The sequence below is a fragment of the Actinacidiphila cocklensis genome (assembly GCF_907177275.1).
GTDB lineage: Bacteria > Actinomycetota > Actinomycetes > Streptomycetales > Streptomycetaceae > Actinacidiphila > Actinacidiphila cocklensis.
In genome coordinates, this window is the sequence record NZ_CAJSLV010000094.1 from 18,491 (window position 1) to 41,106 (window position 22,616).

14 protein-coding genes are annotated in these 22,616 nt (G+C 69.3%); 8 read left to right on the forward strand and 6 right to left on the reverse strand.

The annotated features are described in order from the left end of the window. Positions 1–13: 13 nt before the first annotated feature. The 4 genes from NFU81_RS33815 to NFU81_RS33830 all read left to right on the forward strand — a co-directional run bounded on the left by NFU81_RS33815 (position 14) and on the right by NFU81_RS33830 (position 5,179). Positions 14–352 carry an L-rhamnose mutarotase gene (locus NFU81_RS33815; RefSeq protein ID WP_251498919.1) on the forward strand — a complete coding sequence of 113 codons (339 nt, stop codon included), beginning with the start codon at positions 14–16 and terminating at the stop codon, positions 350–352. After that, positions 349–1,398 (forward strand): zinc-dependent alcohol dehydrogenase, encoded by a 1,050-nt coding sequence (locus NFU81_RS33820; RefSeq protein WP_422665361.1) that lies wholly within the window; start codon positions 349–351, stop codon positions 1,396–1,398. Before NFU81_RS33815 ends, NFU81_RS33820 begins: the two co-directional genes overlap by 4 nt. Then, positions 1,395–2,168 (forward strand): SDR family oxidoreductase, encoded by a 774-nt coding sequence (locus tag NFU81_RS33825; RefSeq protein WP_274037766.1) that lies wholly within the window; start codon positions 1,395–1,397, stop codon positions 2,166–2,168. The genes NFU81_RS33820 and NFU81_RS33825 overlap by 4 nt, the downstream gene beginning before the upstream one ends. 89 nt (positions 2,169–2,257) lie before the next feature. Beyond that, positions 2,258–5,179: a DUF1349 domain-containing protein gene (locus NFU81_RS33830; protein WP_251498922.1), complete on the forward strand. Its 2,922-nt coding sequence runs from the start codon at positions 2,258–2,260 to the stop codon at positions 5,177–5,179. Between the two features lie 90 nt (positions 5,180–5,269). On the opposite strand, the gene NFU81_RS33835 is transcribed toward NFU81_RS33830, so the two are convergent. Next, entirely contained in the window at positions 5,270–6,799 is a 1,530-nt protein-coding gene (locus NFU81_RS33835) for an arabinofuranosidase catalytic domain-containing protein (protein WP_251498925.1), read from the reverse strand. 98 nt (positions 6,800–6,897) lie between these two features. Further along, positions 6,898–8,019: a ricin-type beta-trefoil lectin domain protein gene (locus tag NFU81_RS33840; protein WP_251498927.1), complete on the reverse strand. Its 1,122-nt coding sequence runs from the start codon at positions 8,017–8,019 to the stop codon at positions 6,898–6,900. 1,082 nt (positions 8,020–9,101) lie between these two features. Between NFU81_RS33840 and NFU81_RS33845 the strand changes: the two genes are divergently transcribed. The 3 genes from NFU81_RS33845 to NFU81_RS33855 all read left to right on the forward strand — a co-directional run bounded on the left by NFU81_RS33845 (position 9,102) and on the right by NFU81_RS33855 (position 15,270). Next, entirely contained in the window at positions 9,102–10,682 is a 1,581-nt protein-coding gene (locus tag NFU81_RS33845) for an arabinofuranosidase catalytic domain-containing protein (protein WP_251498929.1), read from the forward strand. A 107-nt stretch (positions 10,683–10,789) separates the two neighbouring features. Next, complete coding sequence (locus NFU81_RS33850) at positions 10,790–14,431, forward strand: glycoside hydrolase family 3 C-terminal domain-containing protein (protein ID WP_251498931.1); 3,642 nt, start codon at positions 10,790–10,792, stop codon at positions 14,429–14,431. A gap of 206 nt (positions 14,432–14,637) precedes the next feature. Next, entirely contained in the window at positions 14,638–15,270 is a 633-nt protein-coding gene (locus tag NFU81_RS33855) for a hypothetical protein (RefSeq protein WP_251498933.1), read from the forward strand. A gap of 95 nt (positions 15,271–15,365) precedes the next feature. On the opposite strand, the gene yjfF is transcribed toward NFU81_RS33855, so the two are convergent. The 4 genes from yjfF to NFU81_RS33875 form a co-directional block, all read right to left on the reverse strand. Then, positions 15,366–16,373 (reverse strand): galactofuranose ABC transporter, permease protein YjfF, encoded by a 1,008-nt coding sequence (gene yjfF / locus NFU81_RS33860; protein ID WP_251498935.1) that lies wholly within the window; start codon positions 16,371–16,373, stop codon positions 15,366–15,368. Next, positions 16,370–17,455 carry an ABC transporter permease gene (locus NFU81_RS33865; protein ID WP_251498938.1) on the reverse strand — a complete coding sequence of 362 codons (1,086 nt, stop codon included), beginning with the start codon at positions 17,453–17,455 and terminating at the stop codon, positions 16,370–16,372. The genes yjfF and NFU81_RS33865 overlap by 4 nt, the downstream gene beginning before the upstream one ends. After that, the gene (locus tag NFU81_RS33870) at positions 17,452–19,005 is read right to left on the reverse strand and encodes a sugar ABC transporter ATP-binding protein (RefSeq protein ID WP_251498940.1); all 1,554 of its coding nucleotides are present in this window, start codon (positions 19,003–19,005) and stop codon (positions 17,452–17,454) included. The genes NFU81_RS33865 and NFU81_RS33870 overlap by 4 nt, the downstream gene beginning before the upstream one ends. Before the next feature lie 75 nt (positions 19,006–19,080). Then, positions 19,081–20,085: a substrate-binding domain-containing protein gene (locus NFU81_RS33875; RefSeq protein WP_251498943.1), complete on the reverse strand. Its 1,005-nt coding sequence runs from the start codon at positions 20,083–20,085 to the stop codon at positions 19,081–19,083. Between the two features lie 1,909 nt (positions 20,086–21,994). Here NFU81_RS33875 and NFU81_RS33880 point away from each other — a divergent pair. Continuing rightward, positions 21,995–22,616, forward strand: a 622-nt coding sequence (locus tag NFU81_RS33880) for an RICIN domain-containing protein (protein ID WP_251498952.1), incomplete at its 3' end; no start/stop codon positions are given.

A 22,616-nucleotide genomic window follows, 5' to 3' on the forward strand; every position in this document is an offset into this window, starting at 1 on the left:
CAAAGGAATCCGCATGAGACGCCTCGCCCAGACCATCCGGCTGCGGCCCGAACGCCGCGCAGAGTACCTGGAGTTGCACCGTTCCGTGTGGCCGGGGGTGGAGGCCGCGCTGCGCGCGGCGCACATCCGCAACTACACGATCTTCCTTCGCGACGACGTCCTTTTCAGCTACTTCGAATACCACGGCGACGACTTCGAGGCCGACCTCGCCTCCATCGCCGCCGACCCGGACACCCAGCGCTGGTGGCGGCTCACCGACCCATGCCAGGAGCCGTGGCCCGACAGCGGAGCCGGCGGGAACTGGTCCGACCTGGAAGAGATCTGGCACCTGGACGAGGAGTCCCCCGCGTGAACGCACGACGAGTGGCCTACACCGCGCCTCGGACGCTGGCGCTGGAGGCCGGTACCGCAACCGCTCCCCCACCGCCAGGACACGTGGCGATCGACGTGGCGTACACCGGCATCTGCGGCACCGACCTGCACATCTTCCACGGCTCCATGGACGCCCGGGTCGGTCCGCCCCAGGTCATCGGGCACGAGATGTCCGGACGTGTGGCGGAGGCCGCTCCCGACGTCACCGGGTGGGTGGCGGGCGACAACGTCACCGTCATGCCCCTGGTCCCGTGCGGGAAGTGTCCCGCGTGCCACTCCGGCCACCGCCACATCTGCCATCGCCTGGTGTTCCTCGGCATCGACGCGGCCGGCTCCCTGCAGTCCCGCTGGACGGTACCGGCCGACACGCTCGTCCGGCTCCCCGAAGGTCTGCCGCTGGACCGCGCCGCGCTGGCGGAGCCCACCGCGGTGGCGGTGCACGACGTGCGGCGTGCCGGACTGCGGGACGGCGAGAAGGCCCTGATCGTCGGAGGCGGGCCCATCGGCCTGCTGATCGCGATCGTCGCCCGCCGCGGCGGGGCCGACCTGCTGCTGGTCGAACCCGATCCCTACCGGCGCGGGATCGCCGGGTCACTCGGCCTGGCGACACTGGACCCCGCGGCGGTCGACGCAGCCGACGCGGTGGCCGACTGGACGGGCGGCGCCGGGGCGAACGTGGCCTTCGAGGTCTCAGGCGCCGCAGCCGGGGTGACCACCGCGGTCGACGCGCTGGCGACGCGCGGACGGCTGGTGCAGGTGGCCATCCACCCGGCTCCGCGCGAGATCAGCCTGCACCGCTTCTTCTGGCGCGAACTCACCCTTCTCGGAGCGCGGCTCTACGACCGCGAGGACTTCGAGACCGCGGTGGGCCTGATCGCCGAGGGCCACATCCCGGCCGAGTCGCTCATCTCACGGATCGAGCCCATCGACCGGGCGGCGCAGGCCTTCGAGGCACTCGAAGCCGGAGGCGGCGTCATGAAGGTCCTGATCGACTGCCAGTCCGACGCGGGAGCAGACGCACGATGACAACGATCCGTACGCCGTTCGACCTGACCGGCAAGCTCGCGGTCGTCACCGGCGCCCGCCGGGGCATCGGGCTCGCCGTCGCTGAGGCACTGGCTGCCGCCGGGGCCGACATCGTGGCCGTCAGTGCCCACCTGGAGCCGTCCGGCAGCGAAGTCGAGAAGCGTGTGACCGCGCTCGGGCGCACCTGCACCGCCATGCAGGCGGACTTCGCCGACCGCGCCGCCGTCGCGCGCCTCGCCGCGGACCTCGGGGAGCTGGACCGGCCGGTCGACATCCTGGTCAACAACGCCGGAACCATCGCCCGCGCCCCGGCCGCGGAGCACTCCGACGACGACTGGGACCACGTCCTGACGGTGAACCTCAGCAGCCAGTTCGCCCTGACCCGCGAGGTCGGGCGGCGCATGCTGAGCCGGGGCCAGGGCAAGGTCGTCTTCACCGCCTCCCTGCTCAGCTTCCAGGGCGGCATCAACGTCCCTGGCTACACCGCCGCGAAGTCCGGTATCGCCGGCCTGACCCGGGCACTGGCCAACGAATGGGCCGGGCGCGGGGTGAACGTCAACGGCGTGGTGCCCGGCTACGTGGCGACCGACAACACGCAGGCTCTGCGGGACGACCCTGCCCGCTATGCCGCCATCCTCGACCGGATTCCTGCCGGACGGTGGGCCAGACCGGAGGACATCGGGGGCGCCGCGGTGTTCCTGGCCTCGCCCGCTTCTGACTACATCCACGGCGCCCTCATCCCCGTCGACGGGGGCTGGCTCGGCCGCTGACCGGCGCCGAATCCTCCCGGGGACCGCGGCAGGCCCAGCGGTCCCCGGCCAGCCCCCGTCGGCTCCGACTCCCAACCCTGAGGACCCTCATGCACCGTCATCCACGGGCGACCGCCGCGGCCCTCGCCGCGGCGCTCGCCGCCCTGGCCGCGAGCGTGCTCACCACCGCTCCCGCACACGCCGCAGCCGGCCCGGTGGCCCGGATCGTCGTCTCTCCCCCAGGCGACCGCGGGCCGGCAGCCGCCGGCCGGCACGTCGCCACCATTCAGGAAGCGCAGAAGCTCGCCCGTACCCTGTCGGGCAAGGCCGACGTGGTCGTGTCGCTGGCGGGCGGTACGTACCGCCTGGCCGAGCCCTGGAAGCTCACCAGCGCCGACTCCGGGCAGAACGGGCACACCGTCACCTGGCAGGCACTGCCCGGCCAGCAGCCGGTGCTGTCGGGTGGGCAGCAGGTGACGGGGTGGACGCTGCAGGACGCGTCGAGCAACATCTACGCCGCGTCCGTGCCGGCCGGTTCCGATTCGCGGCAGCTGTACGTCGACGGCGCTCTGGCGCCGCGGGCGGCGGTCTCCATCGCCCGCAGCGACGTCAAGATCACCGCCGCCGGGATGACCATCGTCAACCCGGCGCTGAACTACCTGGCCTCGCTCCCGCAGCAGAACCGGATCGAGCTGGAGAGCCAGAACTCCTTCACCGACCGCTACGCGCCGGTCCAGTCCATCAGCGGCAGCACCATCACGATGCAGCAGCCGGCCTGGAACAACAACAACTGGGGCTACGACACCCTCGCCAGCCCCTTCGCCGGCGGCAGCCTCCAACTGGAGAACTCCTACAGCTTCCTGAACACCACCGGCCAGTGGTACCTCGACCCCCAGGCCGGACAGCTCTACTACAAAGCACCCAGCAACTGGTCACCCACAGCGCACGACATCGAACTGCCCCGCCTGACCTCCCTGCTCCAGATCAGCGGAAGCTACACCAACCCCGTCCACGACATCACCGTCAAGGACATCGCCTTCCAGCACACCACCTGGCTCCAGCCCAGCACCTCCACCGGCTACGCCGACCAGCAGAACGGCGCGTTCATCCCGTCCGCCTACCCGCAGCCGAGTGACTTCATCACCTCCTGCCGCAGCGGCTGCCCCCAGTTCGAGGCCGCGCGCAACGGCTGGAACCAGATGCCGGCGGCCGTTCAGGTCTCGGCGGCCCGCGGTATCACCTTCACCGACGACACCTTCGCGCACCTGGGCCAGGTGGGCCTCGGCATCGGCAACGACGCCAACGCCCACGCCTCCGGCATAGGCCTCGGCACGTCCGACATCACGGTGCACCACAACACCTTCACCGACGACTCCGGCGCCGGCATCGTGGTCGGCGGCATCCAACCCGACGCCCACCACCCGTCCGACCCCGCGATGGTGAACAGCGACGTCACGATCACCGACAACCTGGTGACCAAGGTCGCCGAGGACTACCGGGAGATGTCCGGGATACTCTCGACGTACGTCACCCACGCCGTCATCAGCCACAACGAGGTCTCCGACCTGGCCTACGACGGCATCGACGTCGGCTGGGGCTGGGGCGCCAACGACCCCGGCGGCAGCCAGGACTACCGCAACCGCGGCCTGTACAACTACCAGCCCGTCTACACCACCCCCACGACCCTGAAGAACACCGTCGTCACGGACAACCTGATCCACGGCACGAAGAAGGTGTTCCACGACGGCGGCAGCCTGTACAACCTGTCCGCCAACCCGGGCTCGGTGTTCGAGGGCAACTACATCTACGACAACCAGCACACCGTGGGCCTCTACCTCGACGAGGGCTCCCGCTACGTCACCCTGAAGAACAACGTCATCCAGGACTCCGGCGTATGGGCCTTCACCAACGCCGGCGGCACCAACAACACCAACGACAGCACCTTCGACACCAACTGGTACAACTCAGGCGCCACCCAGGTCGCCACCGGCTCACCCCACAACAACGTCCTGACCGGCAACCTCCAGGTCGCCGACGACAGCTGGCCGCTGGGCGCGCAGCAGGTGATGTACACAGCCGGCATCGAGCCCGCCCTGCGCACCGCTGCCGACTCCCGGCCGGCGCCGGCCGGGGTGGCCCTCACCGCGGAGAAGTCCTCGCTGGACTCCGGAGGCAGCACCACGCTGACAGGCACCGTGCAGAACTTCTCGGTACACCGGATCACCGGGCTGACGGTCAGCCTGGACCTGCCGAGCGGCTGGACCGCGAAGCCGGTGACACCGGCCCCGGCCACGCTCGCCGGCGGGGCCGCCGAGTCCTTCGGGTGGCAGGTGACGGCGCCGTCCGCCGTCACCGACCCCCTCAGCAATGCCGCCTTCGCCCTGAAGGCGGCCTATCGCAGCGGCCGGACGTCGTACAGCACCTCGGCGGCGGCCCGCGTCGCCGTGGCCGGGACGCTGACCTCGCTGCGGTCCTTCGGTTCCGTGCCGTCCGCCTTCGGGCAGCAGGACGACCGCTACGCCATCCTGACCGGCGGCAACGACATATGGGGCGCCGGAGGCCAGCACTTCGACGAGTACGGCGCGATCTACAGCCCCAAGGCGGCCGGCCCCACCTCCACCCTCACCGTCAAGGTGACCGCGCAGCAGGCGGTCGACCCGTGGTCCAAGGCCGGCCTGGTGGTGCGCAACGACCTGTCCGCGCCGGGTGTCTCACAGGGCTACGCCGCTCTGGTGGTCACCCCGGGCAACGGTGTCTCGCTCCAGTGGCAGGACGCCGCGACCCCGGGATACCTCGACCAGTTCGCCACCTCCGCGGACAAGGCGGCCAAGGCCCCTGTCTGGCTGCGCATGGTCCGCAACGGCAGCCGGCTCAGCGGGTACTACTCCGCTGACGGAACGAGCTGGACCCAAGTCGGCTCCGAAGTCACCCTCGCGGGCGCCGACCCGGCCGAGGACGCGGGCATGATCGCCACCGCTCACAGCCCGAGCGCACAGGGGGAGGCCGACTTCAGCGACTTCCAGGTGAGTTGAGCCCGCAGGCCCGGGTGCCGGCCCCCGGGCCTCGTACCTGAGAGCCGCCCCCGGCCGTCGCGGCCGGGGGCGGTTCACGCTTCCGTCACGTCAGTTACGTGCCCACTTCTGGTTGGTGGCCCCGGTGCATGTCCACAGCTGCACCAGGGTGCCGTTCGCAGTGCCGTAGGCGCTCGCGTCCAGGCACAGGCCGGTCTGGACGTTGGTGATGCTGCCGTCCGAGTTGATGTTCCACTTCTGGTTGTTCTGGCCGTTGCAGTCCCAGATGATCGCCTTGGTGCCGTTGGCCGTACCGCTGCCCTCGTCGTCCAGGCACTTGGTGCCGTAGACCTGCAGTTCCTTGGCGGTGGTGAGGTTCCACTGCTGGTTCGAACCGCCGTTGCAGTCCCACAGCGCGGTCTGCGTGCCGTTGGTCTGGCTGAGGTTGGGCACGTCCAGGCAGCGGCCGGAGGCGGTGCCGCGCACCACGCCGCCGGTGCCTCCGGTGGAGCCGCCGCCGTAGCCGGCAGCGGTGATGCTGGCCTGCACCGCGCTCTCCGTGGCGTCCGTCGGGAACCCGGAGGTCATCGCGCCCTCGAAGAACTCGCCCTGGCCGGAGACGCTGTTGTCGCCGCCGGTCCCCAGCAGCAGGGAGCTGTCGGTCTTCATCGGCGAGTAACCGTTCGGCAGCCCGCCCGAGTAGGTCGTGGTGAGACTCCCCGTGGCGGCGTTGCCGTATTTCAGTGTGAAGTTACTCGTCCCGTTGTTCTTCTCCCAGGCGCTCACGAACGGGAAGTGCACTCCCTGGTTGTTGGCGTCGTGGTTGGACCCGCTCCCGGTGTGGAACATGCCGTTCTCCAGGTCGGCCTCGACCCAGGGGCCGGTGCCGGTGCAGCCGCCGAACCAGCAGGCGTTGCCCCAGTAGATCGCGTTCATGGTGGCGTTGCCGGTGTCGGTGTGCGTGTTCTCACCGCTGCCGTAGTCGAAGCAGCACCACTGGTTGGTGAAGTTGGACGAGGTCACCATGTAGATGCCCTCGGGCTGGGAGCCGGTGGGCGCCCCGTTGGCATGGTCGATCCGGTACCCCACACCCTGGTTGACCTTGACCCCGAAGACCGGGTGGCCGCCCGCGGTGATCGGCAGTGCCGCGGCGTCGGCGCCGACGTCCGCCCCGTTCGCGCCCGGCCCCTTCCAGTAGCCGCCCCAGGAGATGGGCAGGTCGTTGTGGCGGGAGCTCTGGTCGTAGATCTTGCTGATGATGCACGACGTGCCGGCACAGAAGGTCGTCTGGACCGAGGCGTCGGCGTATCCGCCCGCGGACAGCAGGCCCACGTCGTGATATGTGTGGTCGGAGGCGCGCTGGACCTGGTATAGCGGTCCGTTGTACGCCGCGAACAGCGCCCGGGTCGTGGAGTGTGCCGCGATGCAGGGTGTCCCGCCGGCGGCGTAGATGTCACAGGGCAGGGACGAGGCCGCCGCGGCCGCCGGACGGACCGCGGCGGACACCGTCCGGGCGTTCGGGCCGCTCGCGGCGGCCCGGCCGCCGAAGACGGCCGCGGCCATCGCCAGGGCGAGCAGGAGGATGAGCAGCGGTCTTGCTCGCCGTACGCCGGTGGATAGGGAAGATGCGGAGCTGTGCATCGGCTCTCCTTCGATTGTGGGGTGGTGCTCCCGCTGTGCCGGGCCTGTGCGTCACGCCGACGGCGGGACGCCGGTCCGGCGTTTGTCGTCGGCGTGGCTCAGCCGGGGACCAGGGCGGTCCACTTCTGGTTGGCCTGGCCGTTGCAGTCCCACAGCTGGAGCTGCGTGCCGTCGGTCGTGGAGGAGGCGGGGTCGTCCAGGCAGCGGCCGGAGACCGGATTGCGGTAGGACCCGTTCACCGCCTGCCAGACCTGGTTGGCACCGCCGTTGCAGGTCCAGATCTCGATCTTCGTCCCGTTCGCCGTGCCGCGTCCGGTGGCATCCAGGCACTTCCCGACCGCGCGAAGGGTGCCGTCGGCGTAGGCCGTCCAGTTCTGGGCGGCGGCGCTGTTGCAGGTGTAGATCTGGGCCGGAGTGCCGTCGGCGCTGCTGCCGTTCCTGACGTCGAGGCACTTCCCCGCGATCCCGGAGCGGACCGGCCCCGAAGCGGAACCCGAGCCCGAGCCGCCCAGCCAGCCGGCGCTGTCGGCCGCCTGGACACCCCGCCGGAAGGCGTCGGCCATCTTCTGGTACCCGTTGTCGTTCGGGTGCAGGTAGTCGGAGAGGTCCGCGGTGGTCACCGCGCTCATGTCCACGTACCCGACGTGCTTGCCCGCGGCCTGCTCGCTCTGCACGATGCCGGGGATGGCCTGGTTGTACGCGCCGCGGTACTGCTCCTCGGTACCGCTTGTGGAGACCACGAGCGAGGCCACCAGCACGGTCGCGGACGGGACGTCGCGGGTGATTTGGTCGACGAGCGACTTCAGCCGGGCGGTGGCCGTGGAGACCTGGTAGTTGCCGTTGAGGTCGTTGGTGCCGATCTCCAGGGTGACCACATTGGGCTGGTACCGGGACAGGGCCGCGTCCGTGAGGGCGGCCACCTGGTCGATGCGGTAACCGGAGTGCCCCTCGTTGTCGGGGTCTGACATCGTCCCGCCGCGCAGCGAACCGACGAAGTCGGTCGGATGGCCGTCGGCCACGAGCCCGTTGTACAGCGCAGCACGGTATCCGTTGCCCGTGCTGCTTCCGACGCCCCAGGTGATCGAGTCACCCAGCGGCATGAGGCTCAGGGGTGCCGTGGACGCCGCAGCGGCGGCCGCCGCCGGCGTCGTCGACGCCATGCCCGGTAAGCAGAGCGCCGCGGCCAGGGCGAGCAGGAGCGCGGTGAGAGGTCTTTTCATCAGGTTTCCTCGTCTGGTGAGGAGGGCGGACGCCCCGGGTGACGTGCAGGGCATGCCGTCAGCGGTGGCCCGCCACGGCGACGTCGGCCTGTACCGCGTGCTCCGCCGGCGGTGACCGGAAACGACCCTCAGACGCGCGGGTCCGGCCGCGGGACCCACACACCGGGCGGCGGACGGCGGCTGAGCAGTGGTCAGGTGACAGTGACGACCGGGCGTGGCCGCCGGTCAGCGGCACCAGGGTGTGCCGCGCCGCCTCGGCGCGGAGACACGGGCCTCGGTGGTGGATGCGCTGCTGTACTCACGGGGGACTCCTGCATGAAGGCCTGCGACGCCAGATGTGAGCGCTCACAACCCTCGACGTGGGGGGATTACACAGAGAGGAGTTGCATACCCACCGCCGCGCTCCCGCAGCAGTGGGACGGAATGAGACTGACACATATGAGCGACGGAACTCAAGAGTGCTGCACCCGACCATCTGCGAACCGGCGGCGCAACCGATCACCAGGGCCGCCGAGCCCGCACCGGGGGTGCCGCCTTCGCCACCAGACCCCGCAGGTCACAGCGCCACAATGCGCGGCCGGTCGGCGATCGCGGGCCGAGACGCCCAGATTCCGCCACCTTACCGGGCTCGCCCGGTCGGCGAGTCGCGGCGGCCGTTCGGCCGTGGCGCAGCAAACCGACCGGTCTCGATGTATACGACAGCAGACGCAGGCGTCTCCGATCTGATCGAACGAGCAGAGGGGCTTGACACCACCTGCCCTATGCAGCACGCTGCCGTCGTTCCGACGACAGACGCCGTCCCGAAAAACGGGTTATGGCACCGGTGCATATGTTAGCGCTCACATATGCCGGTGCCGTGCCCGCCCATGGCTGCCCCCACGTGCCAGGAGACCTGCGTGAACGTCAGTCCCGTTCCTCTCGTGTCCGGCCCGCGGCGCCGGACCGTCCGTGCACCGGTATCCGATCTGCCGCGGCCGCGCCGCCCTGGCCTCCGGCCGGCCCTGTGGAGCCCGCCGCTCATTCACCCATGACAGCACCAGCATGCGCAGTCCCACGGGACCGCGCTCCAGGAGGGAGATCCGATGGACGACAGACTGACACGAGGCGGTGCGCCGTCCCGGCACGGCGGCATCCGCGGCATCTGGGAATCGGCCCTGCACCGGACCCGGTTGAAGGCCGGGAGCGCACCCGCCCACAAGCCGCTGCGCCGGCGCGCGGCTCTTCCGGCCAAGCTGGCAGCGGCAGCTCTGCTCGTCGTCGGCGGCCTGGCCGGCGGTGCGGTGGGAGCCGGGACGGCACGGGCCGCCACCTCGGAGCCGTGTGACATCTACGCGTCCGGCGGTACGCCGTGTGTGGCGGCGCACAGTACGACGCGGGCGCTGTACTCGACGTACAACGGGCCTCTGTACCAGGTCAGGCGTGCCTCGGACAACGCGACGAAGGACATCGGGCTGCTGAGCGCCGGTGGTTACGCGGACGCCGCCGCGCAGGACTCCTTCTGCTCCGGCACGAGCTGTCTGATCACGGTCATCTACGACCAGTCGGGCCGCAGCAACAACCTGACCCAGGCTCCTGGGGGCGGCGCGGCAGGCGGCCCCGACAACCTCGCCAGCGCCACCGCCGCACCCACCATGGTCGGCGGGCACAAGGCCTACGGCGTCTTCGTCGCCCCCGGCACCGGCTACCGCAACAACCACACCAACGGCATCGCCACCGGCGACAACCCCGAGGGCATGTACGCCATCTTCGACGGCACCCACTACAACGGCGGCTGCTGCTTCGACTACGGCAACGCCGAGACCGACAGCAACGACGACGGCAACGGCACGATGGAGGCCATCTACTTCGGCAACATCAAGGTCTGGGGCTACGGCGCCGGCAACGGCCCCTGGATCATGGCCGACCTGGAGAACGGCCTCTTCTCCGGCGTCAACCAGCACCTGAACTCCGGTGACCCCACCATCAACTACCGCTACACCACCGCCATCATCAAGGGCACCCACAACCAGTGGGCCATCCGCGGCGGCAACGCCCAGTCCGGCGGCCTGTCCACCTTCTACAACGGGGTACGGCCCAACGTCTCGGGCTACAACCCGATGCGCAAACAGGGCGCCATCATCCTGGGCACCGGCGGCGACAACAGCAAGGGAGCCCAAGGCACCTTCTACGAAGGCGTCATGACCTCCGGCTACCCGTCGGACGACACCGAGAACGCCGTCCAGGCCAACATCACCGCTGCCGGATACACCAACTCCTCCGGCACCGGTACGACCGGGGCGCTGCACGCGGTGGGTGCGGGCAAGTGCCTGGACGTGCCGAACTCCTCGACCACGGCCGGTACGCAGCTGCAGATCTGGGACTGCAACGGCCAGGCCAACCAGAGCTGGACGCGTACGTCCTCGGGCCAGCTGACGGTCTTCTCCGGCGGCTCACAACTGTGCCTGGACGCCTACAACAACCAGACCACCGCCGGTACCAAGGTCGAGACCTGGTCCTGCAATGGCGGCGCCAACCAGCAGTGGAGCGTCAACTCCAACGGCACCGTCACCAGCACCCAGTCCGGACTGTGCCTCGACGTCACCGGAGCCTCCACCGCCAACGGCGCCCTCGCCGAACTGTGGACCTGCAACGGCGGCAGCAACCAGCAATGGACCCTCGGCTGACAGCAGCCGCCCTCAGGAGAACCGCATCACCCACCCCGATGGCCCGCCGGCGCTCCCGGCGGGCCACCGGCGTGGGAGCCGCACCACCCGACACCCGAGGAGGCGCCATGCGCTTACTGCAATCAACTGCGACGCACGCGGTCGCGGCGGCCCTGTGCACTCTCGGCCTGCTCTGCACCACCACCCCGGCGCACGCCGGACCCTCCGTCGCAACCAGCCCCTCGGTGCCGATCTACCTGGACACCGGCTACTCGTTCCAGGAACGGGCCGCGGACCTGGTCGCCCGCATGTCGCTCGACGAGAAGGTCCAGCAGTTGCGCACCAACAGCGCACCGGCCATTCCGCGCCTCGGCGTGCAGCAGTACACGTACTGGAGTGAGGGCCAGCACGGCATCAACACGCTCTTCGCGAACACCAATCCCGGGTCGGTGACCGGCGGCGTCCACGCCACCAGTTTCCCCACGAATTTCGCCGGGTCCATGAGCTGGGACAAGGACCTGATCTACCGGGAGACCACCGCCGTCTCGGACGAGGCCCGCGGTCTGCTCGACAAGTCGCTGTGGGGTACCGGGCAGAACAACCTCGGGCCGTCCAAGGACGACTACGGCATGCTCACCTACTGGGCGCCGACGGTGAATCTCGACCGCGACCCGCGGTGGGGCCGCACCGACGAGGCGTTCGGTGAGGACCCTTACTTCGCGGGGCAGATGGCCGGCGCGTTCGTCAACGGCTACCAGGGCCAGAACCCGGACGGCACCGCGCAGAGCAAGTACCTCAAGGTCGCGGCCACGGCGAAGCACTACGCGCTCAACGACGTGGAGCAGGACCGCACCGGCATCAGTTCGAACGTCTCGGACGACGACCTGTACGACTACTACACCGCCCAGTTCAAGAGCCTCATCGAGAAGGCGCACGTCGCAGGACTGATGACGTCCTACAACGCGATCAACGGCACGCCGTCGGTGGCCAACACGTACACCACCAACCAGATCGCGCAGCGCACCTTCGGTTTCGGCGGGTACATCACCTCCGACTGCGGTGCGGTGGGCACGACGTACCAGAGCTTCCCGGCCGGCCACGACTGGGCTCCGCCGGGCTGGAGCACGGACCGGAAGGGCGGAAGCGCCACCTGGACCAACACTGCGACCGGGCAGCAGGTCTCCGGTGCCGCCGGCGGTCAGGCCTATGCGCTGCGGGCCGGGACCGACGTCAACTGCACCGGCGCGGAGGCGACGTCACTCAACCTCGAACAGGCGATCAGAGCAGGAATCCTGAGCGAGGGAGTCATCGACGACGCACTGCTGCACCTGTTCACCGTCCGGATGCGGACCGGGGAGTTCGACCCGGTGGACGAGCAGCCGTACACGAAGATCACCAAGGCCGCGATCGAGTCGCCGGCGCACCAGGCCCTCGCACGGACCGTCGCTGACAACGCCCTCGTCCTGTTGCAGAACAACAAGGCCGGGGGCGCCCGCTTGCCCCTGCTGCCGCAGGACCCGGCCACGCTGGGCAAGGTCGTGATCGTCGGCGACCAGGCGGGCAAGGTCACCCTCGGCGGCTACTCGGGCGACCCCACCAAGAAGGTGGACGCGGTGCAGGGCATCACGGCCCAGGTCAAGGCGGCCAACCCGGACGCTCAGGTCGTCTACGACGCTGCCGGCACGTCCACCACCGCGACCGGCGACGCCGTGCTCAACGACCGGACCCGGGCCGACATCCAGAGCGCGGACCTCGTGGTCATCGCGGTCGGCACCGACGAGGCCACGGCAGGCGAGGGCAAGGACCGGAGCGGACTGGCGCTGCCCGGCAACTACGGCAGCCTCATCGACCAGGTCACGGCCCTCGGGAACCCCAGGACCGTCCTGGACATCCAGTCCGACGGGCCGGTGGCCATCGAGGCCTACCGTGCCCAGGTCGCCGCCATCGTCTTCGCCGGCTACAACGGCGAGAGCCAGGGTGACGCGCTGGCCGACGTCCTGTTCGGCAGGCAGAACCCCGGCGGGCACCTCAACTTCACCTGGTACAAGGACGACTCCCAGCTGCCGGACATCTCCGACTACGACCTCGCCCCTGGTGGCACCGGCGGTCTGGGCCGCACCTACCAGTACTTCACCGGCACCCCGACCTATCCCTTCGGCTACGGCCTGAGCTACAGCGCCTTCGCCTACTCCCACGTCCGCGCCGACCGCCGCTCGGTCGCTGCCGACGGTACCGTCGGCATCAGTCTTGACGTCACCAACACCGGCTCCGTGCCCGGGACGACGGTGGCACAGCTCTACGCGGCGGGCGACTTCACCGTCAAGGGCAGGGAACTGCCGGACAAACGCCTCGTCGGCTTCCAGAAGACCAGGGTCCTGCGGCCCGGCGCCACGCAGCACATCACCCTGCACGTCCGCGTCCCCGACCTCGCCTTCCACGACGGCCAGAAGGCCAAGCAGGTCGTCTACGACGGCCGGTACCGCTTCGAGGTCGGAACCGACTCGGCCACCCCCGTGGGATCGGCCCAGGTGACCGTGCACGGCAGCCTCACCCCGCACGTCCAGTACGTGACCGTGCAGCCCGAGTCCGTGGTCTACGACGCCGGCGACACCATCGACCTCACCGGCCGCAACCAGTGGATCAAGGACGACACCGCCCCCGCCGCCCAGCCCGGCCGCAACATCAACGTGACCGCCGACCACGTCGTGCAGGCGGTCAACGACGACGGATCGTTCCTGGACCTGTCCAGGACCGCGGTCCGCTACACCAGCAGCGACCCGTCCGTCGCCACCGTGAGCCGTGGTGGTCTGGTCACGACGGTGGGCAACGGTGTGGCAACCATCAGTGCGACCGTACACGGGGTGACCGGCTCCGCGGTGATCCGCGTCCACCACACCCTCGCCGTCTCCTCGGCGCGTATCGTCACCCCGGGAGCCCCTCTCACCGCGACCACCACGTACACCAACACCGGCCCCACGGCGCTGCCGAACGCCTCCGTCACCCTGGCCGCACCCGACGGCTGGACCGCCACGCCCACGTCGCCGGCCACTTTCACCAAGGTGGCCGCTGGTGCTTCGGTCACCACCACCTGGACCGTCACTCCCCCGGCGGACACCAAGCCGGGCAGCTACGCCCTGGCCGCCTCCGCCATCTACCAGGGTGCAAAGGCCAGCGACGACGCCGCCGGGCAGTTGCTCGTCCCCTACTCCTCACTCGACGACGTCATCACCAACGTCGGCATCAGTGACGACGCGGACCCCGGCAGCGGCAACATCGACGGCGGCGGACAGAGCCTGTCACAGCAAGCCCTCGCCACCCAGGGGATCGCCGCCGGCGGCACGGTCGCCCACGACGGCCTGACCTTCACCTGGCCGGCCACCGGCACGGGCAGGCCCGACAACATCGTGGCCAGCGGGCAGACAGTCCCGTTCACCGGAGGGGGCAGCACGATCGGCTTCCTCGGCACCGCCGACTACGGCAACGCCTCGGGCACCGGGATGATCACGTACACCGACGGGACCACGCAGAGCTTCACCCTGTCCTTCCCCGACTGGTGGGCCAACAGCCCCTCCGCAGGCAACGACATCCTCGCCACGACCGGCTACTTCAACAACGGCAGCGGCAAGGTCCAGCAGAAGGTGAGCGTGTACGGCGCCACCGCTCCGCTCCAGGCCGGCAAGACCATCGCCTACCTGACCCTGCCGAACATCGGCCCGAACGCCGCCACCAACCAGGTGGCGCTGCACATCTTCGCCATCGCCGTCGGCTGACGACCGCCGTACCACGGCAGCAGATCGGCACAGTCGTGCGGCCCGGGTCACCACCCGGGCCGCACGACTTTCGTGTCCGACTACCCTAGGGTTCGTTGAACCAAGTGCGCTCAGGTGCGACTCACCCTTCGTACCAGCACTGAGCGGCGGCAACGGATACCGACCGGCGCTGCCCGCACGTGTACAGGAAAGCGAGCTGAACTGCCATGGCGGACAACGCCACCTTGAAGTCCCAGTACCTTGCCCAGATCCAAGCCGACCTGGAGCGCACCGCCAAGGAGAAGGAGCGCATCGCCGAAGAACTGGCAGTGCTGCAGGAGCGGTTGGCGGGTCTTGAGCAGGACCACGCACTTCTCGTCGGAGTGCAGCAGGCCCTGGCCGGCGCGTCGTCCGCTCCTTCGCAGAACACCGAACCTGCCGTCGCCGACGCGCCTGAAGCGCCGCAGGCGGCGGTGCCCGCGCCCCGCAAGCCCAAGGCGGTTCCCCGTACGCCCAGGCAAGCCACGCGCAAGACGAAGACCACGGCCGGGCACGGCGCCGGAACGAGCAGCCCCGCGCCGGCATCCACGCTGGTGGAACTGGTCGTCGCCGATCTCACCGGGCACAGCGAGCCCCGTTCGGCCGCCGAGGTCGCCACCGCACTCACCCAGGCCCACCCCGGCCGGAAGATCCAGACCACCGTGGTGCGCAACACCCTCGAAGCCCTGGTCGCCAAGGGACAGGCCCTGCGCTCCAAGCAGGGCCGGTCCGTGTACTACTCGGCCACCGGAGACCCCGCGGTCTCCGCATCAACGTCCGAGGCTGCCGAGGCCGCCGAGGCCGCCGAGGCCGCCGCATAGGGTCGGGCAGGTGACCCCAGCGACCTGGTCGGCACGACGGTGATCGGCTTGCGGGCGCCCTGTCGGGCGTCGGCGGTGGGGGGGACAGCCGGCGCTCAGGTCCGGCGTCGCCCCGTCATAGTGCGCTGGATCAGGATGAACGCGAAGAGCAGCACCCCTGTGGCGATCTTCGTCCACCAGGAGCTGAGGGTGCCCTCGAACTGGATGAGCGTCTTGATCAGGCCCAGCACCAGCACGCCGAAGAGCGTCCCGATCACGTAGCCCGATCCGCCGGTGAGAAGCGTGCCGCCGACCACCACCGCGGCGATCGCGTCGAGTTCCAGGCCTACCGCGTGCAAAGGGTCACCCGACTGGATGTACAGGGTGAACAGCAGCCCCGACAGCGCGGAGCAGAAACCGCTGACGGTGTAGACGGCGATCTTCGTACCCGCCACCGGCAGACCCATCAGCAGCGCCGACTGCTCGTTCCCGCCGATGGCGTACACCCGCCTGCCGAACCGCGTGTAGTGCAGCACGTAGAACGCGAGGGCCAGGACCGCCAGCGAGATGACGGCGGCGATCGAGAGGAACGATCCGCCGGGCAGCGGAACATGCGTCTGGGCGAGCCTGTCCACCGTGGGGTCGGTGATGGATATCGACTCCTTGCTGATGACCAGGCACAGCCCCCGGAAGAAGAACAGCCCCGCCAGGGTCACGATGAAGGGCTCGATCTCGAAATGGTGGATCACGTAGCCCATCAGGTAGCCGCCGAACGCACCGACTCCCAGGGCGATGGGCGCCACGAGGAGGAGAGGCAGGCCCTGCTTCTCCACCAGCCACGCGGTCAGCATCGTCGTGAACCCGATGACCGAACCCACCGAGAGGTCGATTCCACCGGTGAGGATGACGAAGGTCGCACCGACCGCGGCGACGAGCAGGTAGCCGTTGTCGATGAAGAGGTTCATGAAGACCTGGGCGTCGAGGAATCCGTAGGACTGGTACCGGAAGGCACCGAAGCCGAACATGAGCACGAACAGGCCGGCTGTCACCAGGACGGGCAGCCGCCGGTCCTGCAGCAGCCGGAGTCCCTCCGCACGTGTTCGGAAACCGTCGATCACGCTCACGACGACACCTCCATCTGCGGCGCCGCGTCGGCGGCCGCACCCGGGCTTTTCTGAGCAGGGCCGCGGCGCTTGGCGCGAGCGCCGAACACCTTGGCACGGAAGACGGAGGACTGCATCAGGCAGACGACGATGACGACGACTGCCTTGAACACCAGGTTGGTCTGGGTCGGCACACCGATGGTGTAGATCGTGGTGGTCAGGGTCTGGATGATGAGAGCCCCGATGATCGTGCCGCCGAGGTGGAACCTGCCGCCGGTGAGCGAGGTGCCGCCGATCACGACGGCGAGGATCGCGTCGAGTTCGATCCACAGCCCCGCGTTGTTGCCGTCCGCCGCGGACACGTTGGAGCTGATCATCAGGCCGGCGATGCCGGCGCAGAGCCCGCAGAACATGTAGGCCATGATCTTGATGCGCCGTGATCGGATGCCCACCAGGCGGCTGGCCTCCGCGTTGCCGCCGACCGCCTCGACCAGCAGTCCCAGGGCGGTGCGGCGGGTGAGCGCCATGCTCAGCACGACCACCAGGGCGACCACGAAGAGGGAGAACGGCAGGGCCAGCCAGTACCCCCCGCCGATGAGCGAGTACGCGTCGCTGTTGACGGTGATGATCTGACCGCTGGTGATCAGCTGGGCGATTCCGCGGCCCGCGACCATCAGGATCAGTGTGGCGATGATCGGCTGGATGCCGAGCCGGGCGACCAGCAGGCCGTTCCAAGCGCCGCACACCAGTGCCACGGCAAGTGCCAGCGCGAAGGCCAGCAGCACTCCGGCCACGCTGTCCTGGTCCGCCTGCTTGCTGACGACGAGGCAGGCCAGCGCGCCGGATATCGCCACCACCGCCCCGACCGAGAGGTCGATGCCTCCGGTGGCGATCACCAGCGTCATACCGATCGCCACGAGGATGAGCGGGGACCCGAACAGCACGATGGAGACCAGGCTCCCGTACAGGTGGCCGTTCTTCAGATGGATCTCGAAGAACCCCGGGGTGAACGGGACGTTGATCACAAGCAGCGCGACCAGGGCAGCCACCGGCCAGAACAGCCGGTGCTGTGTCGCCGCGCGCCACAGGGATGTGAGGCTCACTGATGCTCTCCGCTCGCAATGATCTCCAGGACCCGCCCGGCGGTGACGTCGGGCCCGTTGGCCATCCGCGCCACGAGCCGGCGGTCGCGGAGCACGCCCATGGTGTGGCTGAGCCGGAGCACCTCCTCCAGCTCGGCCGATATGTAGACCACGGCCACACCCTCCTCGGACAGTGACACGACGAGCTTCTGGATCTCCGCCTTGGCCCCCACGTCGATGCCCCGGGTGGGCTCGTCGAGGATGAGCAGCTTCGGCTGGGTGAGCAGCCATCGGGCGAGGAGGACCTTCTGCTGGTTGCCGCCGCTCAGCGAACCGGTCTTCGCCTCTGGGTCGGCCGGACGGATGTCCAGTGCCGCGATGTACTTGGCGACCAGCTCGTCCCGCTGCGACGCGGGTACGGGGCGGGTCCAGCCGCGGGCGGCCTGAAGGGCGAGGATGATGTTCTCCCGCACCGTCAGGTCCGGAACAAGGCCCTCGGTCCTGCGGTTCTCCGAGAGGAATGCGACTCCCCTGCCGATCGCGTCGTTCGGCTCCCGCAACGCGGCCTGATCTCCGCCGATGTACACCTTGCCGCCGTCGGAGGTGTCGGCGCCGAACAGCAGGCGGGCCAGTTCCGTACGGCCCGAGCCGAGGAGTCCGGCGAGCCCGAGGACCTCCCCGGCGCGGACCTCCAGGTCGAACGGCGCGATACCGCCGGCCCGGGAAAGGCCTTCCGCCTTGAGGAACGGCTCGCTCGTATCAGGCTCCGTGTGGTGCTCGCTGAGTTCCTCCAGCTCGTCCAGGTCCTTGCCGATCATCAGCTTGACCAGGTTCACCTGGTCGAGGTCGGCGACCAGGTGCTCACCGACCAGAGCTCCGTTGCGCAGCACGGTCATCCGGTCGCAGACCTCGTAGATCTGGTCGAGGAAGTGGGAGACGAACAGGATTGCCACACCGTCCTGTCTCAGCCGCCGCATCAGGGCGAACAGTTCCTCGACCTCGTCGCGGTCGAGGCTGGAGGTCGGCTCGTCCAGGATCAGCACTCGTGTGCCGGCTGCGGCGTCACCCTCATCCGCGGCCGCGGGGTTCCCGGAGCCGACGGCACGGATGATGGCCACCAGTTGCTGGACGGCCAGCGGGTGCGAGCCCAGCGGCGCGGAGACGTCGAGGTCGAGGCCGAACCGCGTCACCAGCTGCGCAGCCCGCCTGCGCAGTTCCTTCCACCGGATCCGGCCGGCTGCGACCGGTTCGCGGCCGATCAGGATGTTCTCCGCCACCGAGAGGTTCTGGCAGAGGTTGACCTCCTGGTAGACCGTGCTGATACCGGCCTGCTGGGCTTGCAGCGGACTGGTGATGCGGACCGGCCGCCCCTCCAGGACGACCGTTCCGCCGTCGAGCGGATGAACTCCCGTCAGGACCTTGATGAGAGTGGACTTCCCGGCCCCGTTCTCGCCGAGAAGAGCGTGGATCTCGCCAGGGAACAGTCGGAAGTCGACGTCCGACAGAGCCCGTGTGCCGGAGAACTCTTTGACTATGCCCGTCATTTCCAGGACGGGCCGAGGCTCTGCCATGGCAGCGCTCCTACGTGGAATCGTCGCGACGCGGACGGGAGTCCCCCGCACCCCGGGGGCACTCGTGGGCGGCTGTCAGTACTTGCGGCTCGGCAGCGCCGCCGCGGCCTGATCCGCCGTGTAGTCGCCCTCCTTGGTCTTGATCCAGCGAGGAAGCGTCGATCCCTTGCCCGCGTGCACGGTCTTGACCGCGTCCATCAGCTGCGGGCCGAGCAGCGGGTTGCACTCGACGATCGCGTTGATCTGTCCCTTGGACATCGCCACGAACCCGTCGTGCACCCCGTCGACGGACACGATCTTGATATCCGTTCCGGGGGTCTTGCCGGCCGCCTGGATCGACTGGATGGCGCCGATGGCCATGTCGTCGTTGTGGGAGAACAGCACATCGATGTCCGAGTGCGCCTGCAGGAAGGCCGCCATCACCTGCTTGCCGCCTGCCCTGGTGAAGTCGCCGGTCTGGCTGGCGATGATCGTCCACTCCGGGTGGCTCGCGTGCATGATCTTGCCGAAGCCCTTGGCCCGCTCGATCGCGGGTGCCGCGCCCGTGGTGCCTTCCAGCTGGGCGATCTTGACCGGCCCCTTGTGGCCGGCGAGGACCTTCTCCAGCATGTGCGCCGCGCGCTCCCCCTCGATCTCGAAGTCCGAGCCCACCAGGGTGACGTAGAGCGAGGGGTCGGAGGTCTCGACCGAGCGGTCGGTGAGGATCACCGGGATGCCGGCCGCCTTCGCCTCCTTCAGCACGGTGTCCCAGCCTGTGACGACGACCGGCGAGAACGAGATGACGTCGACCTTCTGAGCGATGTAGCTGCGGATCGCCGAGATCTGGTTCTCCTGCTTCTGCTGGGCGTCGGAGAACTTGAGGTTGATGCCGGCGGCCTTCGCGGCCTCCTTCACCGACTGGGTGTTGGCCGCGCGCCAGCCGCTCTCCGACCCCACCTGGGAGAAGCCCAGGGTGATCTGCTTGCTCCCGCTGCTGTCCGGCCCGGTGGACTTGGCGGGGTTCTTCTTCGCGCACGCCGCGAGGATGCCGGCGGCCGAGACGGCCGCGCCCGCGGTGAGAAAGCTGCGTCTGTCGATCATGTCTTCTCCTTCGAGGAATTCGGCAGGTGCACTGGTGCAGGTTGCTGACGCACCCCTTGCGGTCGCACGGCGGCGCTGCCGGAGGGCGAGTGGGGAGTGGTCAGCAGGTGGTGGGGGATCGGGTGAGGAGGCCGACGTTCCAAGGGAGGGTGTCGTGGTTGCCGCTGGCGTGCGGGGGTCTTGGCCGGCAGCCGGGGAAGTCCGGGCGACGGCGAGGGGCGGTGTCGCAGGTGGCCCACGTAGGTACTCCATAACGGTCCGACTGCACCGCTCCGGGTGGGATCTGACGGGCTGAACAGCAACGGGCGTCGCGGACAATGCGGGTTCATGGCCGTGACATCACGTCAGGGATGTGTGCGCTCACCTGTCAGTGGCCTGCGACGCCTGGGAGGGCGCCGGTAACCCTCCGACATGCTGAGGAGACAGCGGATGTGGCGAAGCGTCGCCGGGTGCGGCTTGCTGAGGATCGACCAATTGGGTGAGCGCTAACATAAGCCCGTTGCGATGCCGGTGCCAACCCCTCGGCACTGACAGCCGGAACTCCCCCGCGGTCATCCACCCGACCGGAGCAAACGCGACTGGTAGTGAGCGCTAACACCATTGTTCCCTCTCGCACTTCGAGCCAATGCAGCCACCGCCGTGCCGTCACACATCGCCCCGTGGCACGAGCGAGCGGATTCCTCGGATGCCGTACGATCTTTTCGCGGCACCATAGGACGCCCGCTGATGCACGTCAATAGATCGCACAGGCCGCCCACAGCGTCTGCGCGCACATCCGGTCATGCCGCGCCTGGGCAGGCGGACTTCGCAGCCGCGCAGCCGCCGTGCCGGCGGGCCGGGCGGCGGCACGGCAGGCGCCCGGCGGGCCTTCGGCGCGGGTGCCGCCGATCAGGCCGGGGCCCGCAGATGCAGGTGGCAGCCGGAGTGCCGCAGGCACGGGCCTGACGTGTTCACCGACTCGAAGCAGGAAGCGCACAGGGCCGTACGCGCCGCACGCCGGCGCCTCCGTCGCGCGGCGAGGGTGAGTACCGCCGAGCCGCCCGCCGACCGGGAGTTTCACTTCCGCCACGAATGTTTCGAATCCTCGCGCACGATCCACTCACGTCGACCGGACGCACCCGCGCGGACCACGCACAACCGTGGTTCCGAGGCGGCCGGATGAGCCAGGAAACCACGACGTTCGGCGACCTTCAGGCAGGTTGACCGCCGCGCTCTCGACGAGCGCCGTCACCGTCGGCGCGAGCAGGATGCCGAAATTTTCGCACCGCGGGGCGTTGACCTTTCGGTTCAGCGGGTCCACACTTGCCACCGTTTCGCCTGCTCGCCACGTCGTGACACGCAACGCCTCGCGCCGTGACGGCCAGACCCTCGTGATTGGTCCCCCCACAGCATCCAGGCCGGGTGCCCTGTTCCCGCTCCCGGCCGGATCGCCAAGAAATGAGGTCGCCATGGCGCCGGAGAATTGCCGCGCCCCCGATCATCCGCGCCGCACGGCGCGCAGCCCACGTCCGCCGGTTGCGATGCCGGCCCCCCTCGGCGGACCGGCATCCGCCGATTGATGTTAGCGTTAACAGACCGCCTCGACTCCGGCCTCGTCGTCGGCCGGAGCCGGTTGCTCCGTCTGTGCTCCGGCGACGGCCGCCGTGCCGACTCACCCGAGGGCGTGACCGGGTGTCACCTCCCCCCGAGGCGGCGCCCCTTCCTGCCTTGTCGCTTGCAGAGCGCTGCGGTCCGGCTGTTCACGAACGCTTCCCCGCGGGGCTCATCCGCGGATCCGCGACGCCCCTGGAGCCCGTACGGCCCCTGCGTCGGCCTCGCCGCGGGCCGCTACCGAACGCACTACACCGAAAGTCCGGACGGCCCGTGACGGGCCGGCCGGAACCGCTTGCTCAAGGATCAGGAGGTCCTCATGCGCAGAGGAAGATTCCGCCACAGGCATCTGTTTGCGGCGCTTGCCTCGATGCTCGCAACCGTGGGCGTGGTGGCGGCGATGCTCGTCGCCAACCCGGCCCAGGCGGCCACAAGCGGCGCCTTGCGCGGCGCCGGCTCCGGCCGCTGCCTGGACGTGCCGAACGCCAGCCAGACCGACGGCACGTATCTGCAGATCTACGACTGCTCGGGCGGGACGAACCAGCAGTGGACGCTGACGTCCAGCAACCAGCTGACCGTCTATGGCAACAAGTGCCTGGACGTACCGGGCCACGCCACCACGGCCGGCACCCGCGTGCAGATCTGGAGCTGCAGCGGCGGTGCGAACCAGCAGTGGCGGGTGAACTCGGACGGCACGATCGTCGGCGTGGAGTCCGGGCTGTGCCTGGACGTCACCGGCGCCGCCACGGCCAACACCACGGCGGTGGAGATCTGGACATGCAACGGCGCCAGCAACCAGAGCTGGTCCGGTCTGTCCGGGACACCGACCACGCCGCCGACGTCGACGCCGCCGACGTCGGGTGGTACGTGTTCTCTTCCGTCGTCGTATCGGTGGTCGTCGTCGGGTGCGTTGGCGCAGCCGGCGAACGGGTGGGTCTCGG